The organism is Variovorax nivicola (assembly GCF_051216475.1).
In the GTDB taxonomy this organism is placed as follows: Bacteria; Pseudomonadota; Gammaproteobacteria; order Burkholderiales; family Burkholderiaceae_C; genus Variovorax.
The window spans coordinates 899420-923653 of sequence record NZ_JBPJZK010000001.1; the positions used below are offsets into that span (position 1 = coordinate 899420).

The 24234-nt window shown below is 66.4% G+C and carries 29 protein-coding genes; 7 read left to right on the plus strand and 22 right to left on the minus strand.

Annotated features, from left to right (window positions below):
- Positions 1 to 32: 32 nt before the first annotated feature.
- From ACSFBF_RS04185 to ACSFBF_RS04200, 4 genes are read left to right on the plus strand one after another with little or no spacing between them, the layout of a single operon-like run.
- The gene (locus ACSFBF_RS04185; RefSeq protein WP_435465919.1) at positions 33 to 860 is read left to right on the plus strand and encodes a CheR family methyltransferase; all 828 of its coding nucleotides are present in this window, start codon (positions 33 to 35) and stop codon (positions 858 to 860) included.
- An 8-nt stretch (positions 861 to 868) separates the two neighbouring features.
- On the plus strand, positions 869 to 1474 hold the full coding sequence (locus ACSFBF_RS04190; RefSeq protein ID WP_435465066.1) for a chemotaxis protein CheB: 606 nt from the start codon (positions 869 to 871) through the stop codon (positions 1472 to 1474).
- Positions 1464 to 2693 carry a hybrid sensor histidine kinase/response regulator gene (locus tag ACSFBF_RS04195; RefSeq protein WP_435465067.1) on the plus strand — a complete coding sequence of 410 codons (1230 nt, stop codon included), beginning with the start codon at positions 1464 to 1466 and terminating at the stop codon, positions 2691 to 2693. The genes ACSFBF_RS04190 and ACSFBF_RS04195 overlap by 11 nt, the downstream gene beginning before the upstream one ends.
- Positions 2690 to 3046, plus strand: a complete 357-nt coding sequence (locus tag ACSFBF_RS04200) for a response regulator (RefSeq protein ID WP_435465068.1) — start codon at positions 2690 to 2692, stop codon at positions 3044 to 3046. Before ACSFBF_RS04195 ends, ACSFBF_RS04200 begins: the two co-directional genes overlap by 4 nt.
- A gap of 5 nt (positions 3047 to 3051) precedes the next feature.
- Here ACSFBF_RS04200 and ACSFBF_RS04205 read toward each other — a convergent pair whose 3' ends face one another.
- The 3 genes from ACSFBF_RS04205 to ACSFBF_RS04215 are packed head-to-tail and all read right to left on the minus strand — an operon-like array spanning position 3052 to position 5908.
- Positions 3052 to 3885 carry an SDR family oxidoreductase gene (locus ACSFBF_RS04205; protein WP_435465069.1) on the minus strand — a complete coding sequence of 278 codons (834 nt, stop codon included), beginning with the start codon at positions 3883 to 3885 and terminating at the stop codon, positions 3052 to 3054.
- 36 nt (positions 3886 to 3921) lie between these two features.
- Positions 3922 to 4905 carry an aldo/keto reductase gene (locus tag ACSFBF_RS04210; RefSeq protein WP_435465070.1) on the minus strand — a complete coding sequence of 328 codons (984 nt, stop codon included), beginning with the start codon at positions 4903 to 4905 and terminating at the stop codon, positions 3922 to 3924.
- Positions 4906 to 4915: 10 nt separating this feature from the next.
- Positions 4916 to 5908, minus strand: coding sequence for an aldo/keto reductase (locus ACSFBF_RS04215; protein WP_435465071.1), 993 nt, complete (start codon positions 5906 to 5908; stop codon positions 4916 to 4918).
- A 102-nt stretch (positions 5909 to 6010) separates the two neighbouring features.
- Here ACSFBF_RS04215 and ACSFBF_RS04220 point away from each other — a divergent pair, with 102 nt between their 5' ends.
- On the plus strand, positions 6011 to 6922 hold the full coding sequence (locus ACSFBF_RS04220) for a LysR family transcriptional regulator (RefSeq protein ID WP_435465072.1): 912 nt from the start codon (positions 6011 to 6013) through the stop codon (positions 6920 to 6922).
- Here the strand turns inward: ACSFBF_RS04220 and ACSFBF_RS04225 are convergent.
- The 6 genes from ACSFBF_RS04225 to ACSFBF_RS04250 all read right to left on the minus strand — a co-directional run bounded on the left by ACSFBF_RS04225 (position 6895) and on the right by ACSFBF_RS04250 (position 12669).
- Positions 6895 to 7257, minus strand: coding sequence for a hypothetical protein (locus tag ACSFBF_RS04225; protein ID WP_435465073.1), 363 nt, complete (start codon positions 7255 to 7257; stop codon positions 6895 to 6897). The genes ACSFBF_RS04220 and ACSFBF_RS04225 overlap by 28 nt on opposite strands.
- 5 nt (positions 7258 to 7262) lie before the next feature.
- Positions 7263 to 8747 (minus strand): DUF1501 domain-containing protein, encoded by a 1485-nt coding sequence (locus ACSFBF_RS04230; protein ID WP_435465074.1) that lies wholly within the window; start codon positions 8745 to 8747, stop codon positions 7263 to 7265.
- A 24-nt stretch (positions 8748 to 8771) separates the two neighbouring features.
- Entirely contained in the window at positions 8772 to 10601 is a 1830-nt protein-coding gene (locus ACSFBF_RS04235) for a DUF1800 domain-containing protein (protein WP_435465075.1), read from the minus strand.
- 210 nt (positions 10602 to 10811) lie between these two features.
- A complete protein-coding gene (locus ACSFBF_RS04240) occupies positions 10812 to 11162 on the minus strand; it encodes a hypothetical protein (RefSeq protein ID WP_435465076.1) in 351 nt (116 codons plus the stop codon).
- A gap of 131 nt (positions 11163 to 11293) precedes the next feature.
- On the minus strand, positions 11294 to 12241 hold the full coding sequence (locus ACSFBF_RS04245; RefSeq protein ID WP_435465077.1) for an adenylate/guanylate cyclase domain-containing protein: 948 nt from the start codon (positions 12239 to 12241) through the stop codon (positions 11294 to 11296).
- A 53-nt stretch (positions 12242 to 12294) separates the two neighbouring features.
- Positions 12295 to 12669, minus strand: a complete 375-nt coding sequence (locus ACSFBF_RS04250) for a hypothetical protein (protein ID WP_435465078.1) — start codon at positions 12667 to 12669, stop codon at positions 12295 to 12297.
- Between ACSFBF_RS04250 and ACSFBF_RS04255 the strand changes: the two genes are divergently transcribed.
- Complete coding sequence (locus ACSFBF_RS04255) at positions 12646 to 12888, plus strand: hypothetical protein (protein ID WP_435465079.1); 243 nt, start codon at positions 12646 to 12648, stop codon at positions 12886 to 12888. The two genes, ACSFBF_RS04250 and ACSFBF_RS04255, sit on opposite strands and share 24 nt — an antisense overlap.
- Before the next feature lie 60 nt (positions 12889 to 12948).
- On the opposite strand, the gene ACSFBF_RS04260 is transcribed toward ACSFBF_RS04255, so the two are convergent.
- From ACSFBF_RS04260 to ACSFBF_RS04295, 8 genes are all read right to left on the minus strand, one after another.
- On the minus strand, positions 12949 to 13920 hold the full coding sequence (locus ACSFBF_RS04260) for an LD-carboxypeptidase (protein ID WP_435465080.1): 972 nt from the start codon (positions 13918 to 13920) through the stop codon (positions 12949 to 12951).
- Entirely contained in the window at positions 13917 to 15032 is a 1116-nt protein-coding gene (gene tadA, locus ACSFBF_RS04265) for a tRNA adenosine(34) deaminase TadA (RefSeq protein ID WP_435465081.1), read from the minus strand. Before tadA ends, ACSFBF_RS04260 begins: the two co-directional genes overlap by 4 nt.
- Positions 15022 to 15258, minus strand: coding sequence for a hypothetical protein (locus ACSFBF_RS04270; protein WP_435465082.1), 237 nt, complete (start codon positions 15256 to 15258; stop codon positions 15022 to 15024). Before ACSFBF_RS04270 ends, tadA begins: the two co-directional genes overlap by 11 nt.
- 1 nt (position 15259) lies before the next feature.
- Positions 15260 to 15907 (minus strand): FMN-binding negative transcriptional regulator, encoded by a 648-nt coding sequence (locus ACSFBF_RS04275; RefSeq protein ID WP_435465083.1) that lies wholly within the window; start codon positions 15905 to 15907, stop codon positions 15260 to 15262.
- A 43-nt stretch (positions 15908 to 15950) separates the two neighbouring features.
- Entirely contained in the window at positions 15951 to 16649 is a 699-nt protein-coding gene (locus ACSFBF_RS04280) for an ankyrin repeat domain-containing protein (protein ID WP_435465084.1), read from the minus strand.
- Positions 16649 to 17149, minus strand: coding sequence for a GlcG/HbpS family heme-binding protein (locus ACSFBF_RS04285; RefSeq protein WP_435465085.1), 501 nt, complete (start codon positions 17147 to 17149; stop codon positions 16649 to 16651). The genes ACSFBF_RS04280 and ACSFBF_RS04285 overlap by 1 nt, the downstream gene beginning before the upstream one ends.
- 117 nt (positions 17150 to 17266) lie before the next feature.
- Positions 17267 to 17905 (minus strand): response regulator transcription factor, encoded by a 639-nt coding sequence (locus ACSFBF_RS04290; protein WP_435465086.1) that lies wholly within the window; start codon positions 17903 to 17905, stop codon positions 17267 to 17269.
- Complete coding sequence (locus ACSFBF_RS04295; protein ID WP_435465087.1) at positions 17902 to 19383, minus strand: sensor histidine kinase; 1482 nt, start codon at positions 19381 to 19383, stop codon at positions 17902 to 17904. Before ACSFBF_RS04295 ends, ACSFBF_RS04290 begins: the two co-directional genes overlap by 4 nt.
- Before the next feature lie 62 nt (positions 19384 to 19445).
- Between ACSFBF_RS04295 and ACSFBF_RS04300 the strand changes: the two genes are divergently transcribed.
- A complete protein-coding gene (locus ACSFBF_RS04300; protein ID WP_435465088.1) occupies positions 19446 to 20510 on the plus strand; it encodes a DUF72 domain-containing protein in 1065 nt (354 codons plus the stop codon).
- Here ACSFBF_RS04300 and ACSFBF_RS04305 read toward each other — a convergent pair.
- From ACSFBF_RS04305 to ACSFBF_RS04325, 5 genes are all read right to left on the minus strand, one after another.
- A complete protein-coding gene (locus ACSFBF_RS04305; protein WP_093074548.1) occupies positions 20507 to 21001 on the minus strand; it encodes a RidA family protein in 495 nt (164 codons plus the stop codon). The genes ACSFBF_RS04300 and ACSFBF_RS04305 overlap by 4 nt on opposite strands.
- A gap of 86 nt (positions 21002 to 21087) precedes the next feature.
- Positions 21088 to 21408, minus strand: coding sequence for a non-heme iron oxygenase ferredoxin subunit (locus ACSFBF_RS04310; RefSeq protein ID WP_435465089.1), 321 nt, complete (start codon positions 21406 to 21408; stop codon positions 21088 to 21090).
- Positions 21409 to 21416: 8 nt separating this feature from the next.
- Entirely contained in the window at positions 21417 to 21899 is a 483-nt protein-coding gene (locus ACSFBF_RS04315; protein WP_435465090.1) for an aromatic-ring-hydroxylating dioxygenase subunit beta, read from the minus strand.
- A complete protein-coding gene (locus tag ACSFBF_RS04320) occupies positions 21896 to 23152 on the minus strand; it encodes an aromatic ring-hydroxylating dioxygenase subunit alpha (protein ID WP_435465091.1) in 1257 nt (418 codons plus the stop codon). Before ACSFBF_RS04320 ends, ACSFBF_RS04315 begins: the two co-directional genes overlap by 4 nt.
- A gap of 36 nt (positions 23153 to 23188) precedes the next feature.
- Entirely contained in the window at positions 23189 to 24178 is a 990-nt protein-coding gene (locus tag ACSFBF_RS04325) for a 2Fe-2S iron-sulfur cluster-binding protein (protein ID WP_435465092.1), read from the minus strand.
- Positions 24179 to 24234: the final 56 nt, after the last annotated feature.

A 24234-nucleotide genomic window follows, 5' to 3' on the forward strand; every position in this document is an offset into this window, starting at 1 on the left:
CACCAACGCCACCAGCGCCGCCCACGCCGCCGCTGCATCCGCTGAGCGACACGGAGATCGAGCTGCGCCTGCTGATGGAGGCGATCTACCTCAAGTACAGCTACGACTTCCGCAACTACACCGTGGCTTCGCAGAAGCGCCGCGTGCTGCACGCGCTCGACCAGCTCGGGCTGCCGAGCATTTCGGCGCTGCAAGAGCGGGTGCTGCGCGACCCTTCGCTGTTCGGCCGGCTGCTGCAGTTCCTGACGATCCCGGTAAGCGAGATGTTCCGCGACCCGGCCTACTTTCTGGCCTTGCGCCAGCACGTGGTGCCGATTCTTCACACCTACCCGTCTGTCAAGGTGTGGGTGGCGGGCTGCAGCACGGGCGAGGAAGTGTTCTCGCTGGCCATCCTGCTGCGCGAAGAGGGCCTGCTCGCGCGCACGCAGATCTATGCCACCGACATCAACCCCGCCTCGCTGGAGAAGGCGCGCCAGGGCATCTTTCCGCTGGAAGCGATCCGGGGCTACACCACCAATTACCAGCGCGCGGGCGGACGCGGCGAGTTCTCCGACTACTACACCGCCGCCTACGACGCCGCGCGCTTCGACCCCTCCCTGTGCGCCGGCGTGATCTTTGCCGACCACAGCCTGGCAACCGACAGCGTGTTCGCAGAAACGCAGCTGGTGTCGTGCCGCAACGTACTGATCTACTTCAACCGCGAGCTGCAGGACCGGGCGCTGGGCCTGTTCCATGAGTCGCTGTCGCACCGCGGTTTTCTTGGGCTGGGCTCGAAGGAAAGCATCGACTTCTCGGGCTACTCCGACCGCTTCGACACGCACGCGCGCGTCGAGCGCATCTACCGCAAGAAAGCCGCATGACGGGCCACATGAAGCGCCACCTTCGCTCCCCCGTTCGCAAACGCGTGGACGCCGTGGTGCTCGGCGCCTCGGCCGGCGGCATCGACGCGCTCTCCACGCTGCTGCACGACCTGCCCGCCGGCTGGCACATTCCGATGGCCGTGGTGTTGCACCTGCCCGGGGATCACGAGAGCCATCTCGCCGAGATCTTCGCGCAGCGCCTGCCGATCCCGGTGCACGAGGCCAACGACAAGATGCCGTTGGCGGCCGGCAGCCTGTACTTTGCGCCGCCGGGCTACCACCTGTCGATTGAGCGCGAGCGCGCCTTCTCGCTGAGCTGCGAGCCACCGGTGCTGTTCTCGCGGCCGTCCATCGACGTGCTGATGGGCTCCGCCGCCGATGTCTACGGCCCCGCCCTCGCCGGCTTTTTGCTGACCGGCGCAAACGACGACGGCGCCGAAGGCCTGCACCGCATTCATCTGGCCGGCGGGCTCACCGCCGTCCAGGAACCGAAAGAAGCTCTTATTCCAACCATGCCCCAAGCCGCCATCGCGCGCCACATTCCCGACTACGTGCTCCCCCTGCGCGAACTGCGCACGCTGCTGCTCCAACTGGAGGCCGCCCATGAACATTGACATCGAAAGCAAGCTGCTGATCGTCGATGACCTGCCGGAAAACCTGCTGGCACTGGAGGCGCTCATCCGCGCGCCGGGGCGCATCGTGTACCGGGCCGACTCGGCCGATGCGGCGCTGGCGCTGCTGCTGGAGCACGAATTCGCGCTCGCCATCGTCGACGTGCAGATGCCGGGCATGAACGGCTTCGAACTGGCCGAATTGATGCGCGGCACCGAGCGTACGCGGCACATTCCCATCATCTTCGTGAGCGCCGCAGGGCGCGAGCTGAACTACGCCTTCCAGGGCTACGAGAGCGGCGCGGTCGACTTCCTGCACAAGCCGCTCGACCCGCACGCGGTGGTCAGCAAGGTGAACGTGTTCGTCGACCTGTACCAGCACCGCAAGGCGCTGCGCCACGAAATGGAATCGCTCGCGGCCGCGCACAGGAAGCAGGAAGAGCTGGTGCAACAGCTGCAGCAGACGCAGCATGAGCTGGAACGCGCGGTGCGCATGCGCGACGACTTCATGTCGATGGTGTCGCACGAGCTGCGTACGCCGCTCAACACGCTCTACCTCGAAGCGCAGTTGCGGCAGCTGCATTTGTCGAAGGGCAACCTCGCCAACTTCACGCCTGAGCGGCTGCCCACGATGATCGAGCGCGACCAGCGGCAGATCCGCAACATGGTGCGGCTGATCGACGACATGCTCGACGTCACGCGCATGCGGCGCGACGCGCTGTCGATCAAGACCACGCCAGTGGACCTCGCGACGCTGGCGCAGGCGGTGGTCGAGAGCCTGCGGCACCAGGCCGAGGCCGCGGGCTCGGTCATCACGCTCGCGGCGCCGGCCGAGCTGCGCGGCGAATGGGACGAGTTCCGCATCGAACAGGTGCTGACCAACCTGCTGACCAACGCGTTGCGCTACGGCGGCGGCAAGCCGGTCGAGATGGTCGTGCAGCAGGTAGGAAACACCGCGCAGGTGGCCGTGCGCGACCAGGGCATAGGCATTGCGCCCGAAGACCAGGGCCGCATCTTCGAGCAGTTCGAGCGCACCGACGACAGCCGCAAGCACGCCGCGGGGCTGGGCCTCGGGCTCTACATCACGCGCAAAATCGTGACCTTGCACGGCGGGCAGATCGGCGTGGAAAGCGCGCCGGGCGAAGGCTCGCGCTTCGTGGTCGACCTGCCGCTGCAACCGCCGGCGCCCTCTGCCGACACGCAAAAGGAGACACCCCTGTGAACGTGCTGATCGTCGATGACAACAAGGCCGCAGCCGACCTGCTGCAGGAACTGCTGACCCTGCAGGACCACACCGCGCGCTGCACCTACACCGCGCAGCAGGCGCTGGACGCGGCAGCGGCCGAAAGCTTCGATGCCGCGCTGATCGACCTCACCTTGCCCGACTTTCCGGGCACCGAAGTGGCACGCCGGCTGCGCGCGAGCACGGCGGAAGGCACGCCGAAGCTGCTGGTCGCGATCTCGGGTTTCTCAGCACAGGATGCGGGCGGCAAGGCGGCCGAGGGGCTGTTCGACCACCATTTGCAGAAGCCGATCGACATCGACGAGCTGGGCCGGATCCTGGCGCAGACCTGAGTCCCTCACTTCGTATTCGTAGCGAGCTCTCCATACCAATAGGCAGCCGTAACCCCGCCGTCCATGAGGAAGTCGCTGCCGGTAATGAAGCCGCCGTCAGGCCCCATCAGCAGCGCGCCGACTGTCCCGACTTCGTCCGGCGTGCCGCCGCGCTTGGCGGCCGACGCTTCAATCATGCGCCGGTAACCTTCGCCGCGAGGGCCTGTCAGTTCGTCTCTTGCGAGCGGGGTGAAGATGATGCCCGGGCTGATCGTGTTCACCCGGGCGCCACGCTTGCCCCACCGCACCGCCTCCGCCATGACCCTCAGGGAGTTTCCTCGCTTGGAAATCTGATAGGCGTGAAGGGAGTCTTTCACCTGGTCGGGCTGAAGCATCGGCAGTGCGAGCAAGTCTTCTGTCGGCGTCGTCGCAAGAGCCGCATTCTGTTCGGGGCTCAGCGCCGGCAACCGGTGTCCGGACTGCGACGCGATGACGACGCCAGCGCCGCCTTCCGCGATAACGTTGCCGAACTCTTCCAGAACGAGCGCGGTGCCATACAGGTCGACCTCGAGGATCGTGGCCGGTGATGCCTGCGAAGGAGAAACGCCGGCGGCGTGAATCAGGCCGGTAACGTTGCCAAGCGCAGTGGCCGTCTGCACAAGCGCCCGGACCGAGTCGCGCGAAGACACATCGACGACCGCAGTGCTCACCTCGAAGCCGGCATCGGCAAGCACCTTCGCCGCTGCGTCGGCACCTTCCTGTCGCAGGTCGGCCAGCAGGACGTGCTTGCCCGCGCTGACGCGGCGCGCGATGGCCTGGCCGATGGATCCCGCTCCGATAACGACAACCACCTGGGTCATGATCAATTCCGTTTGCCTGAGGTCGGCCGTCGTCGCTCAGCGGCCGACGAGCTTTTGCCGATCCGCCGAGTAGCGGTCGCCCTGAACCTGGATGCCCGAGACGACCGCCTCGATTTCCTTCAGCTCTTCCGGCGACAGCACGACAGACGCGGCACCGGCGTTCTCCTCCAGACGATGCAGCTTCGTCGTGCCGGGGATCGGCACGATCCACGGCTTTTGAGCCAGCAGCCAGGCGAGTGCAAGCTGTGCAGGCGTGACCTGCTTGCGCGCGGCGATCTCCGCCAGAACATCGACCAGGGCGCGATTCGCCTGGCGCGCCTGCGGTGCAAAACGAGGCACTGTGTTGCGGAAATCTGTCGCGCCGAACGATGTCTGCGCGTCGATCGCGCCCGTCAGGAAACCCTTTCCAAGCGGACTGAACGGCACGAAGCCGATGCCCAGTTCCTCCAGCAGCGGAAGGACTTCTTTCTCCGGCGTGCGCCACCACAGGGAATACTCGCTCTGCAGAGCGGCGACCGGCTGAACCGCGTGCGCGCGGCGAATGCTGTCCACGCCGGCCTCGGAAAGACCGAAGTGCTTCACCTTGCCTTCGCGGATCAGATCCTTCACGGTGCCCGCCACGTCTTCCATCGGAACCTGTGGATCGACACGGTGCTGATAGAACAGATCGATGCGGTCCGTGCGCAGACGCTTCAGCGCCTCGTCGGCAACCTGCCGGATGCGTTCCGGGCGGCTGTCGAGGCCCTTACCGGCGTCACCCTCGCGAAACCCGAACTTGGTCGCGATCACGACCTGATCGCGCACAGGTTCCAGCGCTTCCCCGACCACACTTTCGTTGACGAAGGGCCCATAGACTTCCGCCGTGTCGAAAAACGTGATCCCGCGTTCGAAGCCCGCGCGGATGAGCTTGACCGCTTCGGCCGTGCCGGTGGCCGGCCCGTAGCCGTAGCTCAGGCCCATGCAGCCGAGGCCGAGGGCCGAGACCTTCAGGCAGCTTTTGCCTAGTTGGCGATGTTGCATGTCTTTCTCCTTATCGATCCGCCATGGCGGTCAGGCCTTCCGACAGCGGAGCGCCCTTCACGTCGATGGCTGCGAACGCCACATCGATCTCGCGCAGGTCGTCGGGTGTGAGTTCGAGGTCGGCCGCTGGCAAGTTGTCGTCCAGATGTTCCAGCTTCGTGGCACCGGGGATCGGCACGATCCACGGCTTCTGCGCAAGCAGCCAGGCGAGCGCGATCTGTGCGGGCGTGCTGCCCTTTCGTGCGGCGAGGCCGCGCAGAAAGTCGACGACCGCGAAGTTGGCCTTCAGCGCTTCGGGCGTGAAGCGGGGGAAGCTGCTGCGCAGGTCGCTCGGGTCGTCGAACTTCGTGTCCGGCGTGATCTGGCCAGTAAGAAAGCCCTGGCCAAGCGGGCCCCACGAGACGAATCCGATCCCGAGTTCTTCACAGAGCGCCAGCAGATCGGTCTGCGGCTCGCGCATCCAAAGCGAGTAGTGGTTTTGAATGGCCGTCACGGGCTGCACGGCATGCGCGCGGCGAACCGTTTGCGCGCTCGCTTCGGAAAGACCGAAATGCTTGACCTTGCCCTCGGCGATCAGCCTCTTGACCGCGCCTGCGACATCCTCGATCGGCACCGCCGGATCGACCCGATGCTGATAAAGCAGATCGATGCGGTCGGTGCGCAGGCGCTTCAGCGAGGCCTCGACTACATCGCGGATGTGCTCCGGGCGACTGTCGAGCCCGACCATCGCGCCGTTCTCGTCGAGCTTGAATCCGAACTTGGTCGCAACGACGAGCTGGTCGCGTATGGGCTCGATGGCTTCGCCGACAAGGAGTTCGTTCGTGAAGGGGCCGTATCCCTCAGCTGTATCGAAGAGGGTCACGCCCCGCTCGAAGGCGTCTCGGATCATTGCAATGCCTTCGCGCTTGTCCGCAGCGGGGCCCAACCCGAAGCTCAGGCCCATGCAGCCGAGACCGAGGGCCGAAACGGTGAGGCCGCCGCGGCCCAGTTGACGTGTTTTCATGCTGTGTGTCCTTGTCGCTAACCGATCACAAGAACTTTAGGCAGCCTGCTTGCCAATGACTAGACTGCTGGATCGACATGTACCTAGAAGGCAGGCTAATCAATGGCACGCTTCGACGACCTGGCCAGTTTTGCGGCCGTGGTGCGCGCAGGCAGCTTCACGCGAGCGGCGGCCCAGCTTGGAGTGACGCAGTCCGCGCTCAGCCAGACCGTCCGCGCGCTGGAGCGCCGGCTCGACCTGAAGCTGCTCAACCGGACCACACGCAGCGTCGCGCCCACGGAAGCGGGCGAACGCCTGTACCAAGCCGTCGGCCCGCGCTTCGAGGACATCGAAGCAGAACTCGCCGTTCTGGGCGAGATGCGCGGCAAGCCCGCCGGCACGGTCCGCATCACGGCGACTGAACACTCGATGCGAACCTTGATCTGGCCCAGGCTTCAACCATGGCTGCCCCTGTACCCCGACATCAAGGTGGAGATCAGCGGCGACAACCGCTTCACCGACATCGTTGCCGAGCGCTTCGACATCGGCGTGCGACTGGGCGGCGACGTGGCCAAGGACATGATCGCCGTGCGCATCGCGCCCGACATGCGCATGGCCGTGGTGGGCAGCCCCGACTACTTCTCGCGCCACCCCCGGCCGTCTACCCCGCAGGATCTGACCCTGCACGATTGCATCGGATTGCGCCTGGCATCCCACGGCGGCCTTCTGAAATGGGAATTCACGCGGCGCCGGAAAGGCGTCAACGCCCACGTCACGGGCCGGCTCGTCTTCAACTCGAGCGAGCTGATCGTCGCTGCGGCGCTGTCCGGGCACGGGCTGGCATGGCTGCCCTCCGACCTCGTCGAGAAACACATCGAGGCAGGCCGGCTGGTGCCGGTACTCGACGACTGGGCGGCAACCTTTGATGGGTATCACGCCTACTATGCCGGCCGACGCGCTTCGCCAGCCTTGATGCTCGTCTTGGAGGCGTTGCGGCCTCCGGAAACTCAACGCCTCTTGCTGCGCCCCTTGTAGCTGCGCATGGCCTCGTAGCGGTACACGCGGAATCCGTCCTTCTGCAAGAAGCTGACCGGTTCCCAACCGCGTGCCAGCGCGCAGTCGGTGATCTGCGCCATCTGCACGCCCAGGTAGTCCTGCAGGCTGTCGGCCACCGCGAGCTCGAACTTCTTGAGCTCGCGGTCCAGCGATTCCAGCGCCGTGATGGCGGCCTCGACGTTGGTGAAGGGACGCACGTGCGTCACCGCCTTGCTGCGCGCCAGCGCGGGCGCCTCGGGAGGTTCCGCGCTGAAGTTCACGCTGGCCCCGCCTTCCATGCCGTTGAGGCCGCCGATGGCGGTCATGCTGCTCATTGCGTTCATGTCATGAACCCCATATCGCGCGGATAGCTGATGCCACTGGGCGCGGTCACGTTGTTGAAATTCTTCAGGTTGGGCAGGATGCCGTTGAGGTCCGCGTCGGGCACGCCGAACCACTTGGCCAGCGTGGCCGCGTACTGGTCGACCGAGGTGGTGGGCAACAGCCGGCCCTGGCCGACGTGCCACTGGTCGTCGTCGGCAGCGGTGTTGCCGATGCTCACCGGCGGCGGCGTGCCGTACAGCGCCTTGCCCTTCACGGCGCCGGTACCGGTGGCAGTACCGGTACCGCCGACCACGAAGTGATGGCTGCCCCAGCCGTGGTCGGAGCCATTGCCGTTGCTCGACAGCGTGCGGCCGAAGTCGGAGGCGGTGAAGGCCGTCACCTTGTCGGCAATGCCGAGGGCTTCCATCTGTCGCTGGAAGGCGAACATGGCTTCGGACAGGCGCTGCATCAGCGGCCCCTGCTTCGTGTCGAGGTCGTCGTGCAGGTCGTAGCCACCCATGGAGACGAAGAACACCTGGCGCTTCACGCCCAGCGAGGTGCGCCCGCGGATCAGGCGCGCCACCATCTTGAGTTGGTCGGCCAGGTTGTTGCCGGTGGGAAAGTTGGCGTTCAGGTCGTCGGGCTGGATGGCGGTGGTGACCTTGCCTTCGGCCTCGACCGCGCGCAGGGTGACCCTGTTGTATTCGTTCTCCAGCGTGTGGCTGCGCGACTGCTGCGCCAGCTGCTGCATGGCTGCCTTGACCGCCGACGAGCCGTAGACGTTGCCAGTGGCGGTGCTCACGCTGTTGATGCGCACCGCGCCGCCCGTGCCGACCTGGTATTGCAGCGCCTCGTCGCCCGACAGGAACACCGCGTTGCCCGCCACCGAGACGCAGGTGAAGAGCGACGCGTTGCGCTGCCCGGCCAGCATCAGGTCGCCGAGGTTGCCGCCCCAGCCGATGGTGGAGCCCTCGGGCGAAGACGATTGCCAGATCGACTGCTGGTCGTTGTGCGAGAACAGCTTGGGCGGGATCGGGAAGTCCTTGCGGTTCGAGCTGTTGAACTGCGCGCGCGTGAGCGGCTTGACCAGCGGGCCGACGTTGAGCTGCACGGCCATCTTGCCTTCGTCGAACAGCGTCGTGAGCTTCGTCATCGCCGGGTTCAGCGCGTACTTGCGCCCGTTGGCAAGCGAAACGGCCGGCTTGAGCTCGGTGGCTGCGAGCGCCGCATCGGACGGCAGCGAGATGGCGCCGCGGATGGCGCTGTATTTCGCGTAGCTGTCGGCGTCGTAGTTGACGAGGGTGTTGGCGTAGTCGTTGCCGCCGAACAGGAAGACGCAGACCAGCGCCTTGTAGTCGTCCCCGGGCGCGGCCTGTGCAGCGGCTTCGCCCATGGCGGCGAGGTTAAGCGCGAACGGCAGCGCGGTGCCGGCCATCGCGAGCTGGCCCGTGCGGCGCAGGAAGGCGCGGCGCGAATGCTGGGCAGGATTTATCAGGTGCATGGTCGGTTCGCTCCGGCTTCTTCTTTACTTCTGGACGAGGTATTCGGGCGAGCCCATCACCAGCAGCACACCGGCGCAGATGAGGTCGAGCTTGCGGGCGTCGGTGGTGGGGTTCAGCAGCGGAGCCTTGGTCAGCGCATCGGTGATCAGCGCCACCGTGGCGGCCGACAGCTGGTTGCCCGCGAGCAGCAGGTTGAGCCGCCGCACCAGCGCGGCGGGGTCAGTCACCAGCGTCTTCTCGGCCGCGTAGTTCGCAACCACGTCCTTGCCGTTGAAGCCATTCTGTAGCTTGCCCTGCATGAAGTTGAGATAGCCGCCCACGCTGGTTTCGTTGACCAGCTGGAACTCGGGCGCCACCAGCTTGTTGCTGGCGATGGCAGTCGAAGGCGGCACGTAGCCGGGCCGGAAGAAGTTGAACACCGAGGGCGAGCGCAGCGGGCACTGGCCGAGACTCTGGCTCGTGTCGGAGGTGTTGCCGATGCCCCAGGTGTCCAGCGCCGAGCCGATGCCGAAGGTGCGGCCCCATTGCACGAGCCGCAGCATCGGCTCGCGCAGGTGGCCGAAGTTCGGATCGGAAAGACCGGTGGGGCCGCGTGCCTCGTCGTCGAGCAGCACGGCAACGAACACGCTCTTCATGTCGCCACGTACGCCCGCGCCGTTGTTGGCGAAGATGTCGGCCACGCGCTTGACGTAGGCCGCGCTGGGGTTGCTGGTAACCAGCCGCTGAATCAGCTGGCGGCCGATGAAGGGGCCGACGTTCGGGTGGTTGAAGAGCGTGTCGAGCGCGATCTTCAATGCTGCCGGGCCGGGCGTACCGGCGGGCACGGTGGCGCCGAGAAAGCGCGCTTCGAGCATCGAGTGGTTGCCCGCCGTGTAGGCCATGGGGCGCGTGGTCCAGGCGTTGGTCTCGATGCGGCTGCTTGCACCGGGCGGAAGAAAGGCGTTGCGCTCCGCGGAGCGGATGTCGAAGTCGTAGCCGGTGAAGACGCGCGCGAGATTCGACACGTCGCTCTGCACGTAGGTTTCGAGCGGCTGGCCGTCGGCGCCGGTCTTCACCGTGCCGTCGGCTTCGAGCTGGTACAGGCCGATGGTCATGAGCTGCATGACTTCGCGCGCGTAGTTCTCGTCGGGCTGCCGGCCCGAGGCGTCTTCCTTGCGGTTGCCGCGGGTATTGAGGTAGAAGCCCATCGCGGGGTTCAGCGTGACGTCTTCCAGCAACTGGCGGAAGTTACCGGTGACGCCGCTGGCCAGCGTGTCCCAGTACTGGGCCATCATGGCTGTGGGCCAGCTCGACCCGATCTCGGTGCCGGAGACCACGAAGATTTCGCTGAGCGCCAGAGCCATGCGCTTGCGCACCGGATCGGCCGCGACCATGAGCTGGCGCCAGATCATCGCGTCGGTGTCGACGGTGCCGTAGGTCTTGCCGTTGACCCACTCCCACGCCGTGGGCTCGCGCGCTGCTGCGAGTTGCTCGCTGAGCCATGGCATGTAGCCCTTGGTGCGCACGGCGGCGACCTCTGCATCCGAGGCCGAGAACTGGGCCTGCAACAAGAAGCGCGCAGCCTCCGCGTCGTTCTGTGCCTGGGGGTAGTGATAAGGGCCGGTGTCGGGCTGCTCGCCCGGGTTGGGGCTGCCGCCGATGGGAAAGCCGAAGCCACCGGAAGAGCCGCTTCCTCCGCCGCCACCGCATGCGGCCAGTGCCGCCGCGATGGAGAACGCAGCCGCGGCCTTCAGGGGGCGCGTTGTTTCATCGATTGCCGCTGTCGTTCTTGTTACTGCATGCGCAGGCGGCGCAGCAACGCGCACCACCTCGTCGACCGGGCTTGCGCAGCCGGCCTCGAACTGTTCCACCATGTTCCTCGCTCCTGCGGCGCATCAACGCCGGTTGAGCAATCAAGGCAAGCGGCATGCCCTGCGGAAAACGTCTGGGCGGGCGTTCAAAAATGGCGATGACGCCACATAAATGTGTGCCAATGTGACTTTTTAGTCATCCCTTGAAACAAAATTGGCATGCCAATGCGCATGCCAAAGTTTCAGCAAACATTCAGGTGACAGTGCCACCGGTCAGTCGCGTTCGTCGTCCCAGCCATTCGGCGGACGATAGGGGTAGCCGGGCCCGTAGTAGATGCGGCCGGGCGGCGGGCTGTAGATGGGTGCCGGACGGTAGTAAACCGGTGGCGGCGGCCGGTAGTAGACCGGCGGCGGTGGTTCGTAATAGATCGGGGCCGGATATGGATAGACCGGCGGGGGTGCGTAATACGGCGCCGGGTAGCCGCCGGCGACATAGCCAGGCGTGCCGATCTGCACCGACCAGCTTCCGCGCGCGTTGGCAGCACCCGCAGCCAGCAGTGCGCCAGCCAAGACGGCGCCGATGGCGGCCCACTTGAAAACAGAAGATTGATGTTTGAAGTTCACTGAGGCTCCAGAGCCAAGGGCGGACAACGCCCAGGTGGATACGCAACGCCTGACTTGTGCCCGTGGTGCACCCAGCACTGGGCAAGCTGGTTGCCAAACGTCACCGCCGCGCGGTGCGTTCCAACCAATGCTCAACCCGCGATTTCGCGGCGCGACAACATCACGTCGCCGCTGTTCGTGTTGAAGGCGATGGTTGGTGCACTGAAGTCGCTGAGCGGCGCGCCCAGGCCAATTTCACCGCGGCCGTGCAGCACGCATTCTTCGCGCCGCAGGGCAATCTCGGTGCTCGGCCCGCCGTTGCCGTGGAAGCGCACCCAGGTGCCGTAGGTGCTGACGTCGATCAGCACGCAACTGCCCTGCCGCAACTCGATGCGCGCATGCAGTCGCGAGACGCGGGGGTCGTTGACCACGAACTGCGCGTCGTCAACGCGACCCAGGTGGATCGGGAGCTCTTCTGTGCGAAACATCGACCGCACGTCGAGCCAGGCCAGTTCGATCTGGCCGAAGGAAGAATCCGGCATGCGCAGCGGGGCCAGCGCGGCGGGCACGGTGAGGAAGCTCGTCACCTCCTCCTGCCAGTCGATCCGGTGCACGACCGACATCTCGCTTCGGCCCCGGATGTTGATGAGGCCCAGGTCGCGATGCTGCACCGCGCCGTCGCGCAGTTGGGAAATGACGGCATCGGTCACCCAGATCTGGCCGGGGCCGGCCAAGTCGCTCAGGCGCGAGGCCAGGTTGACGGCGTCGCCATAGCAATCGCCCTCGACCTCGACCACCTCCCCGCTGGCCACGCCGACCTGCAGCGCCATGCGCAACGGCGCCGGCCATGCGAGCAGGCGCTTCTGGTGATAGCGCTGCAGCTCGACGACCGCATGCGTGGCGGCGGCACCGCTGGTGAAGATGGCGAACACACCGTCTCCGAGCGACTTCACCACCCGGCCGCCGTGCGCCTGGCACACGCCGCCGATCCATTGCGTCAGCCGCGTCACGGTCTCGGTGGCTCGAGCATTCCCCATGGCCTCGAAGACCCTGGTGCTCCCCGTCAAGTCCGCGAATACGACTGTGGAATTGACACCCATACTGTTGTGATTCTCGATTTCTATCGCAGGTTGTAAATGCTCAGGGCATACGTTCATTTACGCACGGGAGAAACGGCCTTCGCACCTATCGTGTTGACCACATAGGTATACGCCGCGGGCAACGGAGCAGATGCAAGAGGGTCATTCATTAATTTGTAGTACTTTGGATTACAAAATACAACATCTGTTAAATACGCTAAGTAAAGCGTGTTGTTTACAAACAAGAAACACCGTTTCAGATCTTGTGAAATGGTTAACTGAGGCTTAAGGTAGCGGCCGTTCTCGCTTCCCGCAATACGCTTTTTCGACCCATGCTCTTTCGCCGCATTCTTCGTCTGCTGAACGTACCCGGCTTCGGATCCCGCCAGGCGACGGAAAGTCAGCTGGGGCGCATTCGCACGGCGATGCTGTCTGTGCTCCAGGGCCATGGCGGCCACTCGGTGCAGCGCGTCAGCCAGCGCGTGCGCTTCGCGGTCGACGTCGAAGCACTCTGGTATCTGCGACAGGACGTGATGATGGCGCTGAGCGCCGTCGACGGCGAAACCGCCGCACGCCGCCAGATGAAAACCATCAACAGCATGTTCAAGGGCGGATTGCCCGGCTCGATGGGGCCTCGCGCGCATCAGCGCTTTACCAACAACAGCTGAAGCTGCGACGGCCCTTCGGGGCCGTTTTCTTTTTCCCGCTTTCTTCTCCCCATGGTCGGCTCAATGGCCGTGATGATGATGGTCATGGCCGTGATGATCGTCATGTGTCGGCGCGTGACGATGGCCCCAGACGAGAAAGACATCGCGCCCTTCCGCCGCCATCGACACCTTCGCCCCCACCGGCAATAGCACCTTCGTCTGCACATGACCGAACGGCAGGCCCGCCAGCACAGGCACCTTGAGCGATGCACGCAGCCGGTCGATCACCGTGTTCAGGCCAAAGCCGCGGTCGTAGCCCGGCACCTTGCGAATGCCCGTGAACTGGCCGAACACAATGGCGCGCTGACGCGCCAGCACGCCGGCCATCTTCAACTGATCGAGCATGCGTTCAATGCGGTACGGGTGCTCGTTGGTGTCCTCGATGAAGAGCACGCCCTTGTCCACCACGGGAAAGTATGGCGTGCCGATCAGGCTGGCCAGCACGCAAAGGTTGCCGCCCCACAGCACCGCGTCTTGCACGGGCTTGAACGTCAGATCGGCATCGCGCGCCGGCATGCGCCAGCCGGTGCCTTCGCCCTGCCCCGACACCAGGTCGTCGAAGCAGGCTTCCATGATGTCGTCGGAACCGGCCTCAGCGCCGAAGTCTTCGCCGACCGCGGGGCCCGACCAGGTCACGGCGCCGGTCTTGACCAGCAGCGCGTTCTGCAACGCGGTGAAGTCGCTGCAGCCTACGAACTCGGTGCCCTTGTCGATCGCCTTGGCCACCGCCTTGTACGGAATGGCATCGAGGATGCGCGTGAGGCCATAGCCACCACGCGCGATGAGCGCCACGTCAGCACCGCTTGCCGCCGCGCGTGAAATCGCGGCAAGCCTCGTGGTGTCATCGCCCGCAAAACGCTGATGCACCGAGAGTGCCGCATCGTCGACTTCGACTTCATGGCCCAGTGCCTTGAGCCGCTTCACGCCGCGCCGGAAAGCGGCCTTGTCGCGCACCGCGCTGGAGGGGGAATAGATGTAGATGTGTTTGGTCACGTGTTCGAGTATCCCATTGCGTTTCGCGCTTGCGGCACGAACGTTCGGGCTTGCACCAGCGTCGGTCCCGACGATGTGGCGATGGGGCCGAGCGCACGCAGCGCGGCCTCGTAGCCCCGGTCGGGGAAAGGTGCGCGCCACGCGTCTTCGATGTGCTCATAACCCTCAGGCACGACGAGCGCCGCCGCGAAGCGTTCAGGTGCCGCGGCCATCAGCAGCGCGGCCAGGTCGGCAGCGGCCGCGCTGTGTGCGAGCACCATGGTCGCCGGTGCGGGCTGCACGCGGGCCAGCCATTCGAGCAGCACGTCGCGGTGCCATTCGAGGCTATGCGGTGTTTCGCGCTTGGGCTTGTCGCTCTTGCCGAAGCCGATCAGGTCGGGCACGAGCGTGCGCAACCCGGGCAGGCCCACGAGATGCCGGAAGAAGTAGCCCCATTCGCCGGGGCCGTGCAGACACAGGCAGCAGGCAACATCGTCCTCGCCACCTTCATCAACGTAGTGCATGCGCCAGCCCTGCTGGTTCGGCAGGTCCTGCACGTAGTGCGGTGCGAAGCCGTAGCCGGCCAGCGCGTCGAAGCGTTCGGCCGGCGTGCGCAGCGCGTCGTCGCGCAAAGGCTCGGCTTGCGCGCGCGCGGCGCTTCGGCGTTGCTGGAAGAAGGCCTGCAGCACGGCGGCGCATTCCTGCGCCAGCACACCGCCCTGCACCTGCGTGTGGTGGTTCAGCCGCGGCTCGGCAAAGAGATCGAGCACCGAGCCGGCCGCGCCGGTCTTCGGATCGGCCGCGCCGTACACGACGCGCGCCAGGCGCGAATGCAGCATGGCGCCCGAACACATTGCGCAAGGTTCGAGCGTGACGAACAGCTCGCAGCCGTCGAGTCGGTAGTTGCCCAGTGCAGCGGCGCCAGCGCGCAGCGCGTTGATCTCGGCATGCGCGCTCGGATCATGCTGCGCGACCGGTGTGTTGCGCCCCGTCGCTATCAGCTGGCCATCCTTGACCAGCACCGCACCGACGGGCACCTCGCCAGCCTCGGCGGCAAGCTGCGCCTCGGCAAGCGCGAGCGCCATCCAGTGCGCGTCGCTCGTCGTCGGCGATGGGATCGGCTCAGTTGTCATCCGGCATCTGCCGCGCCTTCGCCGCCGCGTCGAGCGCTTCCTTGACTTGCTGTTGCACTTGCTGCGCCTGATCGCGCACATTCGCAGGCGCTTCACCGGCGACCGGTGCGGCAACGCCGGGCACGGCCGGCCGCGTGGAAGAAGCCATGCTCGTCATCTGCTTCTTCGCGACCAGCCCGACGATCACCAGCGCCAGCACAAGGCCGATCAGCCCGAACGCGCGCATCTCAGCGTCCTTCCGCCGCGGTTGCCGCCGCGGCGTTCATGCCGAGGCGATCCATCCACACGGCAAGCGCCTGCTCATCTGGTGTGCCTGCGCTGTAGACCGCGTGCATCGCCGCATGCGACTCGCGGCGGTGCTGGTTGAGCTTGATCTTGCATTGCAGCGCAGTCACGCGCAGCTCGAAGCCGACGATGCCGGCCAGCATCTTGCGCTGGAATTCCTCGCCCAGATCGCGCCACTGCTGCGCGTAGGCGGGCTCGTGATCGCCGATGAGTTTCTTGAGCAGTACGTCCTTGTCGGCAGGCTCCTCGATCAGCCGGGCCTCGACGGTGCAGTGCACGGCCAGGTAGTTCCACGTCGGCACGCGGGCCAGGTCGGGGTAGACCGAAGGCGACAGGTACGAGTGCGGACCGAGAAAAGTCACAGCCGCCCGGGGCCGCGCCTGCAGATAGCGCCAGTGCGGGTTGGGCTTGGCGCAATGGCCCCACAGCACCAGCTCGTCGCCCTCTCGCGGCTCGGCCACCAGCGGCAGGTGCGTGACGTACGGCAGCCCGTCGTCGTCGTTCGAGATCAGGCTCGCGAACGGGTGCGAGCGCATCAGTTCCAGCGCGATGGCCGGGTCCTTGGCATTGAACTGCGGGGGCATGTACATGGGGCGGTTTCCTCGTGGAGAAGCTCCATTGTCCCCGAGCCGCCTATCTTGCGCGCGGGGCTTCCAGCAGTTTCACCATGGCGGTGTAGCCGCGCGCCTTCGCCAGTTGCAGCGGCGTGTTGCCCTGGCGGTCGGTCAGCTTGAGATTGGCGCCGGCATCGATCAGCGCGGCCAGCGTGCGCTGGTGGCGCGGGCCGCCATCGCCGAGCACGATGGATTCGATCACCGCCGTCCAGTGCAGGTTGTTGACATGGTCGAGCGGCGCGCCGGCAGCGATCAGCCTGCGCACCACTTCGTCGTGCCCGAGGTGCGCGGCCGCGATGAGCGCGGTGCCGTCGTAGCGGCTCGTCGTCTGCCCGGCCTTGGCACCGAGCGACAGCAGCAGCGAGAGCGTCGCGGCATCGTCGGCCACAGAGGCGATGGTGACCGCGTCGTAGCGGTCGTCTTCGAGCAGGTCGAGGTTGGCGCCGGCCTTGGCCAGCAGCTTGATCGCTTCGCGTTGCCGCGCGTACGTGGCGACATGCAGCGGCGTGCGGCCGCGCGCGTCGCGCGCATCGAGATTGGCGCCCGAGGCGATCAGCGCCTTCAGCTTTGGCAGGTCGCCATGCCACGCGGCCTGGTGCAGCCCTTCGAAGGCCAGCACCTCGGCCGCCAGCGGCGGCACCTGGGCAAACGAGCCTACCGCCACGCCCAACCCGAGCGCGGCCGCCAGCACACCCGACCAGACACCGCGCGCCTTCATCAGAGCAGGCCCTTGACCTTCTCGAGCGCCGCGTTGGCGCACTGCTCGTCAAGGTGGCCGCCGGGCGCGCCGCCCACGCCAACCGCGCCGATCACTTCATTGCCCGACTTGATCGGCACACCGCCACCCAGCACCAGGAAGCCCGGCAGGTACACCAGGTTGGCGGCGGCGGGGTTCTTCTGCGCGCCTTCCATCATGGCCTGCGTCGGGTTCTTGGCCGAAGCCGAAGTCCAGGCCTTGCGCTCGCTCGATGCCAGCGTGTGCGGGCCAGCGTTGTCGGCGCGCTGCACGGCACGCACGGTGCCGGCGCGGTCGACCACTGTGGCCGCCACGTTGTAGCCGTTGGCCGCACAGGCGGCCACGGCTTCAGCCGCGATCTGGTTGGCCAGCACGAGCGACATGTTCTTTTCGGTGCGCACCGCAGGTGCGGGCGTCTGGGCCTGGGCGACGGAAGCTGCGAGCAGAACGGCGAGGCCGCCGAGGCGAAGGATGGATTGCATTGTTCGTTTTCTCCAGTGAAACGGGTGGTTGCGCCGGCTGTTGCCAACGACTGCGCCACTGTAGAAAACATGCGCCGCCGCAACCATTCGTACGGCTACGCCCAGCTCTCCGTAGAACTACGGAGCGCTGTCCACCAGCACGGCATAGCGCCGGATCAGCTGCGCGAGCGAATCGCAGTCGAGCTTGGCGAACAGATTGGCGCGGTGCGTCTCGACCGTGCGCGGCGACAGCGCCAGCGTGCGCGCGATCTCCTTGTTGGTGAGCCCCTGCACGATGAAGGCCAGCACCTCGCGCTCGCGCTCCGACAGCTGCGCCACCCGCTCGCGCGCGGCGTTGTCGGCCTGCGAGCGTTGGCGCGAGCGCACGTGCTGGCGCACCGCCTGCTGCAGCGCTTCGAGCAGCTGCTCGTCGTCCACCGGCTTCTCAAGAAACTCGGCCGCGCCGGCCTTGAAGGCGCGGCGGCACATCTCGACCGTGCCGTGGCCCGTCAGCATGATCACGGGCTGGTCGACGCCCTGCGCCATCAGCCGGTCGAGCACCGTGAGGCCGCTGATGCCGGGCATGCGCACGTCAAGCACGATGGCGCCCACGCTCGCGCGATCGAAACCGTCGATGAAGGCCTGCGGGTCGGCCCAGGCCTGCACGCGCAGGCCGACCGTGCCAATCAGCAGCGACAGGCTGTCGCGCACCGCCTGGTCGTCGTCGATCAGGTGGACCAGCGGAGATTGCGGCTGATGGGTGTTCGGGGCGTTCATGGAGACGGTGCGACAAGCGGAAGCAGCAGGGTGAAGCGCGCGCCGCGCGGCGAGGCGTTGGCCGCGCTCAGGCTGCCTCCCATGCCGCTGGCCAGCGTTTCGCTGAGGCTCAGGCCGAGGCCCAGCCCGCCTTCGCGTGTGCTGAAGAAGGGTTCGAAGAGACGCGGAAGGGCTTCGGGGGCGATGCCGCGTCCGTTGTCGGTCACGGTCAGCACGCCCTCATGCCCATTACGGCCGACGGACACGACGAGGCGCCGCTCGGTCGCCGGCACGAGGTCGAGTGCCTGCAGCGCGTTCATCAGCAGGTTGTGCACGATCTGTTCGAGCGCCACCGCCTCGGCCTGCACGCGCACCGGCGCCTGCGCGGTGGCATCGAACTGCGCGTTGATCGCGTGTTTGGTGAACTCCGGCACCAGCAAGTGCATGGCGCTGCGCACTACCTCCTGCAGCACCAGCGGCTTCGCTTCTTCGCCACCCGCCTCGGGTCGCTCGATGACCCGGCGCAGGCGCCCCACCACACCGGCCGCGCGGCGCGCCTGCTCCACGGCCTGCCCCATCGCATCGCGTGCCGTGGCCAGGTCGGGAGGGTCGTCGTCGAGCAGGCGGCGCGCGGCCTGTGCGTTGGCCAGCACCGCCGTGAGCGGCTGGTTGAGTTCGTGCGCCAAGCCGGCCGACAACTCGCCCAGCGCATTGAGCCGCGCGACCTGTCCGAGCCGCAGCAGTTCTTCGGCCCGTCGCCGTGCAACGCGCTGGCGCTGCGCGGCCCACAGGCCAGCCAGCAACGCGGCCATGGCTGCGGCCCAGGCGGCGATGCCGCGCCATGGCAACTCACCCCAGCCCACCTGCCGCTCGGCCACCAGATCGAAAGGCTGACTCGGCGAGGCCAGTGGCTTTGTCAGGTCGAAACGCCAGCCGTTCGCGGCCGGCACGCCGGGTTGCAGCACCAACTGCTGGCCATCGCGCTGCAAGCTCAGCCGCACCGGGCTGCGCTGTGGATTCATCGGCCAGTCGCGCCATGGCACGGAGCCGGCCAGATCGATGTCGAGCGCGTAGCTGAACGGTGCGGCACCGATCACCAGCACGTAGCGGCCGTGGGCCAAGTCGAGCGAAGCCAGTTCGGCGCGCTGCAGGCTGCGTGAGCGGGCCTCCGCCGCGGCAAGCGCGGCAGCCTGCGCGCTGTCTGCCCAGGGCTCGTCGCGGTCGCGCCGCTGCACGCGCAGGATCGACGAGTACACCGAGGGCAGCCGCTGCTCGGGATGGTCCGCGCCGGTGCTGGGCTCCAGCAGCGCGAGCGTGGCCAGCACCGCGTCGTACTGCACCATCTGCTGGCTCATGAGTCGGTGCGCAATGCGAACGTCGGTCTCGAAGTCCTGCTGCATCTGCGCCAGCTCCGCGCGCGCGATCCACACCGCGCCCACGGCGGTGAGCACCAGCCATGCCAGCCACCAACCACCCTGCGTACGCAACCACTGTTTCATGGCGCGGATTGTGCCCGGCGCGGCAGGCGTGTTCGATGTTGGCTCAGAATGCGGGCCCAGACATGGCTGAAGTACAGGACTCCCTTTTCCCCGAACTGCCGCGCCCTCAAGAGGCGGCTGCGGCCCCCGCCCCCGAGCCCCCCGCGAAAAAGAAATCGCGCACCGGCACGGTCGAGCCTGCGCCCACCGATCCGGCGCTGGTCGAACTGGCCGCCGCGCTGCCGTCCAAGCTGCGGCTTGGCACCTCGTCGTGGAGCTATCCGGGCTGGGCCAACCTGGTATGGGATGGCGAATACGCCGAGACCGTGCTGTCGAAAAACGGCCTCTCGGCGTTGGCGAAGCACCCGCTGTTTCGCACAGTGAGCCTGGACCGCAACTTCTACCGAGCCCTTACCGCCAGCCAGTACGCGCGCTACGCGGCCATGGTGCCGGACGACTTCCGCTTCATGGTGAAGGCGCCGAGCCTCGTGACCGATGCCACCGTGCGCGATGAAAGCGGCCGCGGTATGCAGGCCAACCCCGTGTTCCTCAGCAGCGAGATCGCGCGGCAGGAATTCGTGCTGCCCGCGCTCGAAGGCCTCGGCCATCGCATCGGCGTGCTGGTGTTCCAACTGAGCCCGATCCCTGGGCACATCCTCGCCGACCAGCCCGCGCTGCTGGCGCGAATCGCAGCAATGCTCGAATCGCTGCCCGACCTCACATCGGTCGCGCCCGACGCGGTAGTCGCCGTCGAGGTGCGTGATCCGCAGCTGCTGAACCCCGCCTTCGCTGAGATGCTGCGCAGCGTGCGCGCCACCTTCTGCATGGGCCTGCACGCGAAGATGCCGCCCATCGAAGACCAGTTGCCAATGCTGCGCGCGCTGTGGCCCGGACCGCTGGTGTGCCGCTGGAACCTGCACCGGCGCCACGGCCGCTTCGGCTATGAAGACGCGGAAAAGCTCTACGGCCCCTTCGACAAGATCGTCGACCCGGACCCCGAGACGCGCGAGGCGCTGGCCAAGGTGATCGCTGGCACCACCCGAGCGGGACAAAACGCCTTCGTCACCGTGAGCAACAACGCCGAAGGCTGCGCACCGCTGACCATTGCGCAGCTGGCACGCGACCTCACCGGCCTGACATCGCGCTAGCCAATGTTCTGCTTGGCAGCGACCGTCATCTCGACCTCGACCGTCGCATTCTTCGGCAGCGCATAGACACCGACCGCCGTGCGCACATGCACGCCGGCATCGCCGAACACACGGTGCAGCAGGTCGGATGCTGCATCGGCCACTTCGCTCTGCTGCGTGAAGTCGGCCGTGCACTGCACGAACACGCCGACGCGCAGGACCTTCTCGACGGCATCGAGCGAACCGAGTGCGCGCCGCAGCAACGCGAGGCTGCGCAGTGTGCTGATCTGCGCGCCTTCGCGGGCCTTGTCGAGCGACACCGCGTCGCCGACGCGGCCGGTGACGACTACCGTGGTGCCCACGCGCGGCACCTGGCCGCTGAGGTAGATCGTGCGGCCGTCGCGCACCAGTGGCACGTAGTGGCCGCCGGCAATGATCTCGCCGTCGAAGCTGTGGCCGAGCTCGGCGGCAATCTGGTCTGCGATCTGGTCCCGGGTCTTTTCTGCTGTCATGGCTGTTCCGTGAAAGGGAGCGTTATTGTCGCCAGCCCTTTCGCGGCGGAACAGATACAGACGATCCGGATCGGAGGCAGAACAGATCAGCCCTCGAACGCGAGAAACACCCGCCCGCCTTCGATCTTCACCGGATAGCTGCGCAGGTCTTCCGTGAGCGGCGCGCACATCGCCTTGCCCGTGCGCACGTCGAAGCGCCCCTGGTGCAGCGGGCATTCGATCTCGTGGCCTTCGAGAAAGCCGTCGCACAGCCGCGCGTGGCCGTGCGTGCAGATGTTGTCGGTGGCATGGATGCCATCCTCGGTGCCGTAGAGGGCAATGTCCCTCCCCTGCACCTCGATGCCGATCACGTCGTCGGAGGGAACGTCGTCGACCGCCGCGGCGTCGACCCAGGTCATCGTGCTCATGGTCGCTTTCAGATGGGGTAGATGATGGAGTTCGGGATCATTTCGCTGTCGAACACGCACAGGCGTGTAGCGAACTTCAGGCCCTCGGGCGTGGGCACCACGGTGTCGATGTAGCGGCCCACGTTGAACACGGTCGAGGCCTGGTCGAGCTTGGTACGGAACACTGCGTAGTTGGCCTCGCTGTGGATCGTGCCGTTGTCATCGACCTTGTGCACCAGCGGCAGGCCGACGACGTGGCGCTGGTAATACGGGTCGTGAAACAGCGTCTCCTTGATGCCGTAGACCCGGTCTTCCAGCATGCCCCGGCTCTCGAAGGAGAGCGTGGCCAGCGGCAGGTTGCGTTCGTGGTTCTCGCGCGGCTGCAGGCGATAGCTGCACTGCTCGATGAAGAACGCAGGCCACAGGTCCCAGTTGCCGGAATCGACGGCATGCGCGTAAGCCGCGTAGAGCCGCGACAGATCGAGGTAAGTGTTGGCGTCGAGATTCGTCATGCTTCCATCACCTCGCGCCAGTAGCGGTACATGCCGCGGATCAGCGTCTCCGTCACCATGTGGTCGGTGTTCTCGACCTCGCGCCCGCCGAGCTCGGCAAGCGTGCGGTGGAAAGGCTTCTGCTCGAAGCCTTCCTGCGAGAACTCGATAACTTCGCCGTCATCGGCCGAGACGAAGCCAGCCGGCCCGAACAGGTTGGCTTGGCGCAGGCGGCGCTGCGTCATTTCCTCGGTGTCGTCCTCGAAGCCGAAATGCGTCCAGACGAAATCGAAGGCATCGTGCCCCACCGGCTGGATATGCCGCGTCGACACGCTGTTGACCTGCTGCTGCAGGATCAGGCTCGGAAACAGCGTCATCATCACCGCGGTCGGTCCGCCCCACCAGGGCTCGGACACGATGTCGAGAAAGCGCGGGTCCTTCAGCTGCATGCTCTCCTTGAAGCTCGACACCTGCGTCACCTGCGCAGCCTTGCCAGCGTTGCCGCGCGTGGAAATCATCGCGGCATGGCGGCCACGCGCGTCCATCTTCAGCTCCGACTTGTTGTCCGCACGCCAGAGCCCGAAGGTGACGAACCAGGTGTGCAGCAGGCCCGGGTGGTACGGGTCCTTGATGTTCTCCTGCATGAGCTTCCAGTTGCCTGGAATGCGCTGGCGGTTGTAGCCGAGGATGGTGAGCTTGCGCCCATCGAACAGGCGGTCGAAGTAGTGAAGGATGTCGGGGCCGAGGAAGTCTTCGAGCGATTCGATCTCATGGTCGAACGACGCGAACACCACGCCGCCGCGCGAAGCCACCTTGAGTTTGGTGAGCCCGTGCTCCTCGGTCTTGAAGTCGGCCGGCATGCCGCCGTTGACCTTGCCGTCCTGCTTCACGCCGCGGCGAAACGGCACGCCCTGAAGATCGCCCTTGAGCGTGTAGTTCCACTGGTGGTAGGGGCAGACGAACTCCTTGCGATTGCCCTGGCGCTCGCGGCAGAACTGCATGCCGCGGTGGGCGCAGACGTTCTCGAAGACGTGGATGGCGCCCTCTTCGTCGCGCGACATCACCACCGAGCGCTCGCCGATGGCGGTGCGCTTGAAGTCGCCCGGGTTCGGAATCTCGGCTTCGAGCCCGACGTAACACCAGTGCTTTTCATAGAAGAAGCGCTGCAGTTCCTTCTTGTGCAGTGCCTCGTCGGTATAGGCCATGAAGGGAATGCGGCTGCTCTTCTCGCTTTCCCATTTCAGCTCGATGGGGAACACGGCTTGCGTGGTCATCGCGGGTCTCCTTTTCTTTTCTCGTGGGTCTTTGCCTCAGGTGCCTTGCAGGTAGAAGGCATCGGCGTGAGTCTGCTCGGGTGCGAGGCCGCGACCGCGCACCAACTGCGTCACGGCCTCGACCATCGGCGGCGAGCCGCAGAGGTAGGCGCGCCAGCCGTCGAGGCTGCCGGGCCAGTCGGCGCGGATGGCATCGGTGATGAGACCGATGCGCTGGCCGTCGCGCGCGGGGCCGGTGACGACGACCACGTGCACGCTCAGGCCGTGGTGCTGCGCCTGCAGCTCGCGTAGTTCCTGCAGGCCATAGACGTCGGCATCGGAGCGCACGCCCAGGTAGAGGTGAATGGCCTGCGTGAGCCCGGCCGCGATGGCGCCCCGCACGATCGAAAGGATGGGCGCCAGTCCCGTGCCACCTGCCGCACAGAGCGTCGGCCCCCGATGCTTCGTGCGCAGGTAAGCGGTGCCCAGCGGCCCGCTCACGCGCACCGAATCGCCCACGCGCAGTTGTTCGAAGATGTGCGCCGTCACGCGCCCGCCGGGCACCCTGCGCACGTGGAACTCAAGCTCCGCGTCGTGGCTCAGCCCCGCCATCGAATACGGCCGAGCCAGATCAGGCGCGAACTGCAACTGCGCATACTGCCCCGGAGAAAACTCCAGCGGCTTGTTCGGCTTGAGGCGCAGGCGTCGGATGTCGTGCGTGAGCACGTCGATGCCCGTGACCGTGGCCTTGAGGATGCGCGCCGGGTGCACCACCACTTCATCGGGCTCCGGGATCTCGATGGCGCAGCTCTCGGTCAGCGTGCTCTGGCAGGCCAGCACGTAGCGCTCGCCCTGTCCGTCGGGCCGGATCGCGTCTTGCCCAGCGTCGAGCACTTGGCCCGACACCACCTTGCAGCGACAGGTGCCGCAGCGCCCCGACATGCAGCTGTACGACACCGGCACATGGTGCTCACGCAGCACTTCGAGCAGGTTCGCTCCGGGGCGAACTTCGAGGGTGCGGGCAAGGGGGTGAATATGCAGGTCCATCGTGGGGTTCTCTTGCGCCGGCGTCAGGGCCGGCTTGTCTCTGGGGCCGGATGATG

Bases quoted from the DNA above. Each gene is read 5' to 3' on its own strand.
- ACSFBF_RS04190 (WP_435465066.1), top strand. From the start codon at position 869: ATGAAGCGCCACCTTCGCTCCCCCGTTCGCAAACGCGTGGACGCCGTG.
- ACSFBF_RS04195 (WP_435465067.1), top strand. From the start codon at position 1,464: ATGAACATTGACATCGAAAGCAAGCTGCTGATCGTCGATGACCTGCCG.
- ACSFBF_RS04205 (WP_435465069.1), bottom strand. From the start codon at position 3,885: ATGACCCAGGTGGTTGTCGTTATCGGAGCGGGATCCATCGGCCAGGCC.
- ACSFBF_RS04210 (WP_435465070.1), bottom strand. From the start codon at position 4,905: ATGCAACATCGCCAACTAGGCAAAAGCTGCCTGAAGGTCTCGGCCCTC.
- ACSFBF_RS04215 (WP_435465071.1), bottom strand. From the start codon at position 5,908: ATGAAAACACGTCAACTGGGCCGCGGCGGCCTCACCGTTTCGGCCCTC.
- ACSFBF_RS04220 (WP_435465072.1), top strand. From the start codon at position 6,011: ATGGCACGCTTCGACGACCTGGCCAGTTTTGCGGCCGTGGTGCGCGCA.
- ACSFBF_RS04225 (WP_435465073.1), bottom strand. From the start codon at position 7,257: ATGAGCAGCATGACCGCCATCGGCGGCCTCAACGGCATGGAAGGCGGG.
- ACSFBF_RS04230 (WP_435465074.1), bottom strand. From the start codon at position 8,747: ATGCACCTGATAAATCCTGCCCAGCATTCGCGCCGCGCCTTCCTGCGC.
- ACSFBF_RS04235 (WP_435465075.1), bottom strand. From the start codon at position 10,601: ATGGTGGAACAGTTCGAGGCCGGCTGCGCAAGCCCGGTCGACGAGGTG.
- ACSFBF_RS04245 (WP_435465077.1), bottom strand. From the start codon at position 12,241: ATGGGTGTCAATTCCACAGTCGTATTCGCGGACTTGACGGGGAGCACC.
- ACSFBF_RS04255 (WP_435465079.1), top strand. From the start codon at position 12,646: ATGCTGTCTGTGCTCCAGGGCCATGGCGGCCACTCGGTGCAGCGCGTC.
- ACSFBF_RS04250 (WP_435465078.1), bottom strand. From the start codon at position 12,669: ATGGCCCTGGAGCACAGACAGCATCGCCGTGCGAATGCGCCCCAGCTG.
- tadA (WP_435465081.1), bottom strand. From the start codon at position 15,032: ATGACAACTGAGCCGATCCCATCGCCGACGACGAGCGACGCGCACTGG.
- ACSFBF_RS04270 (WP_435465082.1), bottom strand. From the start codon at position 15,258: ATGCGCGCGTTCGGGCTGATCGGCCTTGTGCTGGCGCTGGTGATCGTC.
- ACSFBF_RS04275 (WP_435465083.1), bottom strand. From the start codon at position 15,907: ATGTACATGCCCCCGCAGTTCAATGCCAAGGACCCGGCCATCGCGCTG.
- ACSFBF_RS04280 (WP_435465084.1), bottom strand. From the start codon at position 16,649: ATGAAGGCGCGCGGTGTCTGGTCGGGTGTGCTGGCGGCCGCGCTCGGG.
- ACSFBF_RS04285 (WP_435465085.1), bottom strand. From the start codon at position 17,149: ATGCAATCCATCCTTCGCCTCGGCGGCCTCGCCGTTCTGCTCGCAGCT.
- ACSFBF_RS04290 (WP_435465086.1), bottom strand. From the start codon at position 17,905: ATGAACGCCCCGAACACCCATCAGCCGCAATCTCCGCTGGTCCACCTG.
- ACSFBF_RS04295 (WP_435465087.1), bottom strand. From the start codon at position 19,383: ATGAAACAGTGGTTGCGTACGCAGGGTGGTTGGTGGCTGGCATGGCTG.
- ACSFBF_RS04300 (WP_435465088.1), top strand. From the start codon at position 19,446: ATGGCTGAAGTACAGGACTCCCTTTTCCCCGAACTGCCGCGCCCTCAA.
- ACSFBF_RS04305 (WP_093074548.1), bottom strand. From the start codon at position 21,001: ATGACAGCAGAAAAGACCCGGGACCAGATCGCAGACCAGATTGCCGCC.
- ACSFBF_RS04310 (WP_435465089.1), bottom strand. From the start codon at position 21,408: ATGAGCACGATGACCTGGGTCGACGCCGCGGCGGTCGACGACGTTCCC.
- ACSFBF_RS04315 (WP_435465090.1), bottom strand. From the start codon at position 21,899: ATGACGAATCTCGACGCCAACACTTACCTCGATCTGTCGCGGCTCTAC.
- ACSFBF_RS04320 (WP_435465091.1), bottom strand. From the start codon at position 23,152: ATGACCACGCAAGCCGTGTTCCCCATCGAGCTGAAATGGGAAAGCGAG.
- ACSFBF_RS04325 (WP_435465092.1), bottom strand. From the start codon at position 24,178: ATGGACCTGCATATTCACCCCCTTGCCCGCACCCTCGAAGTTCGCCCC.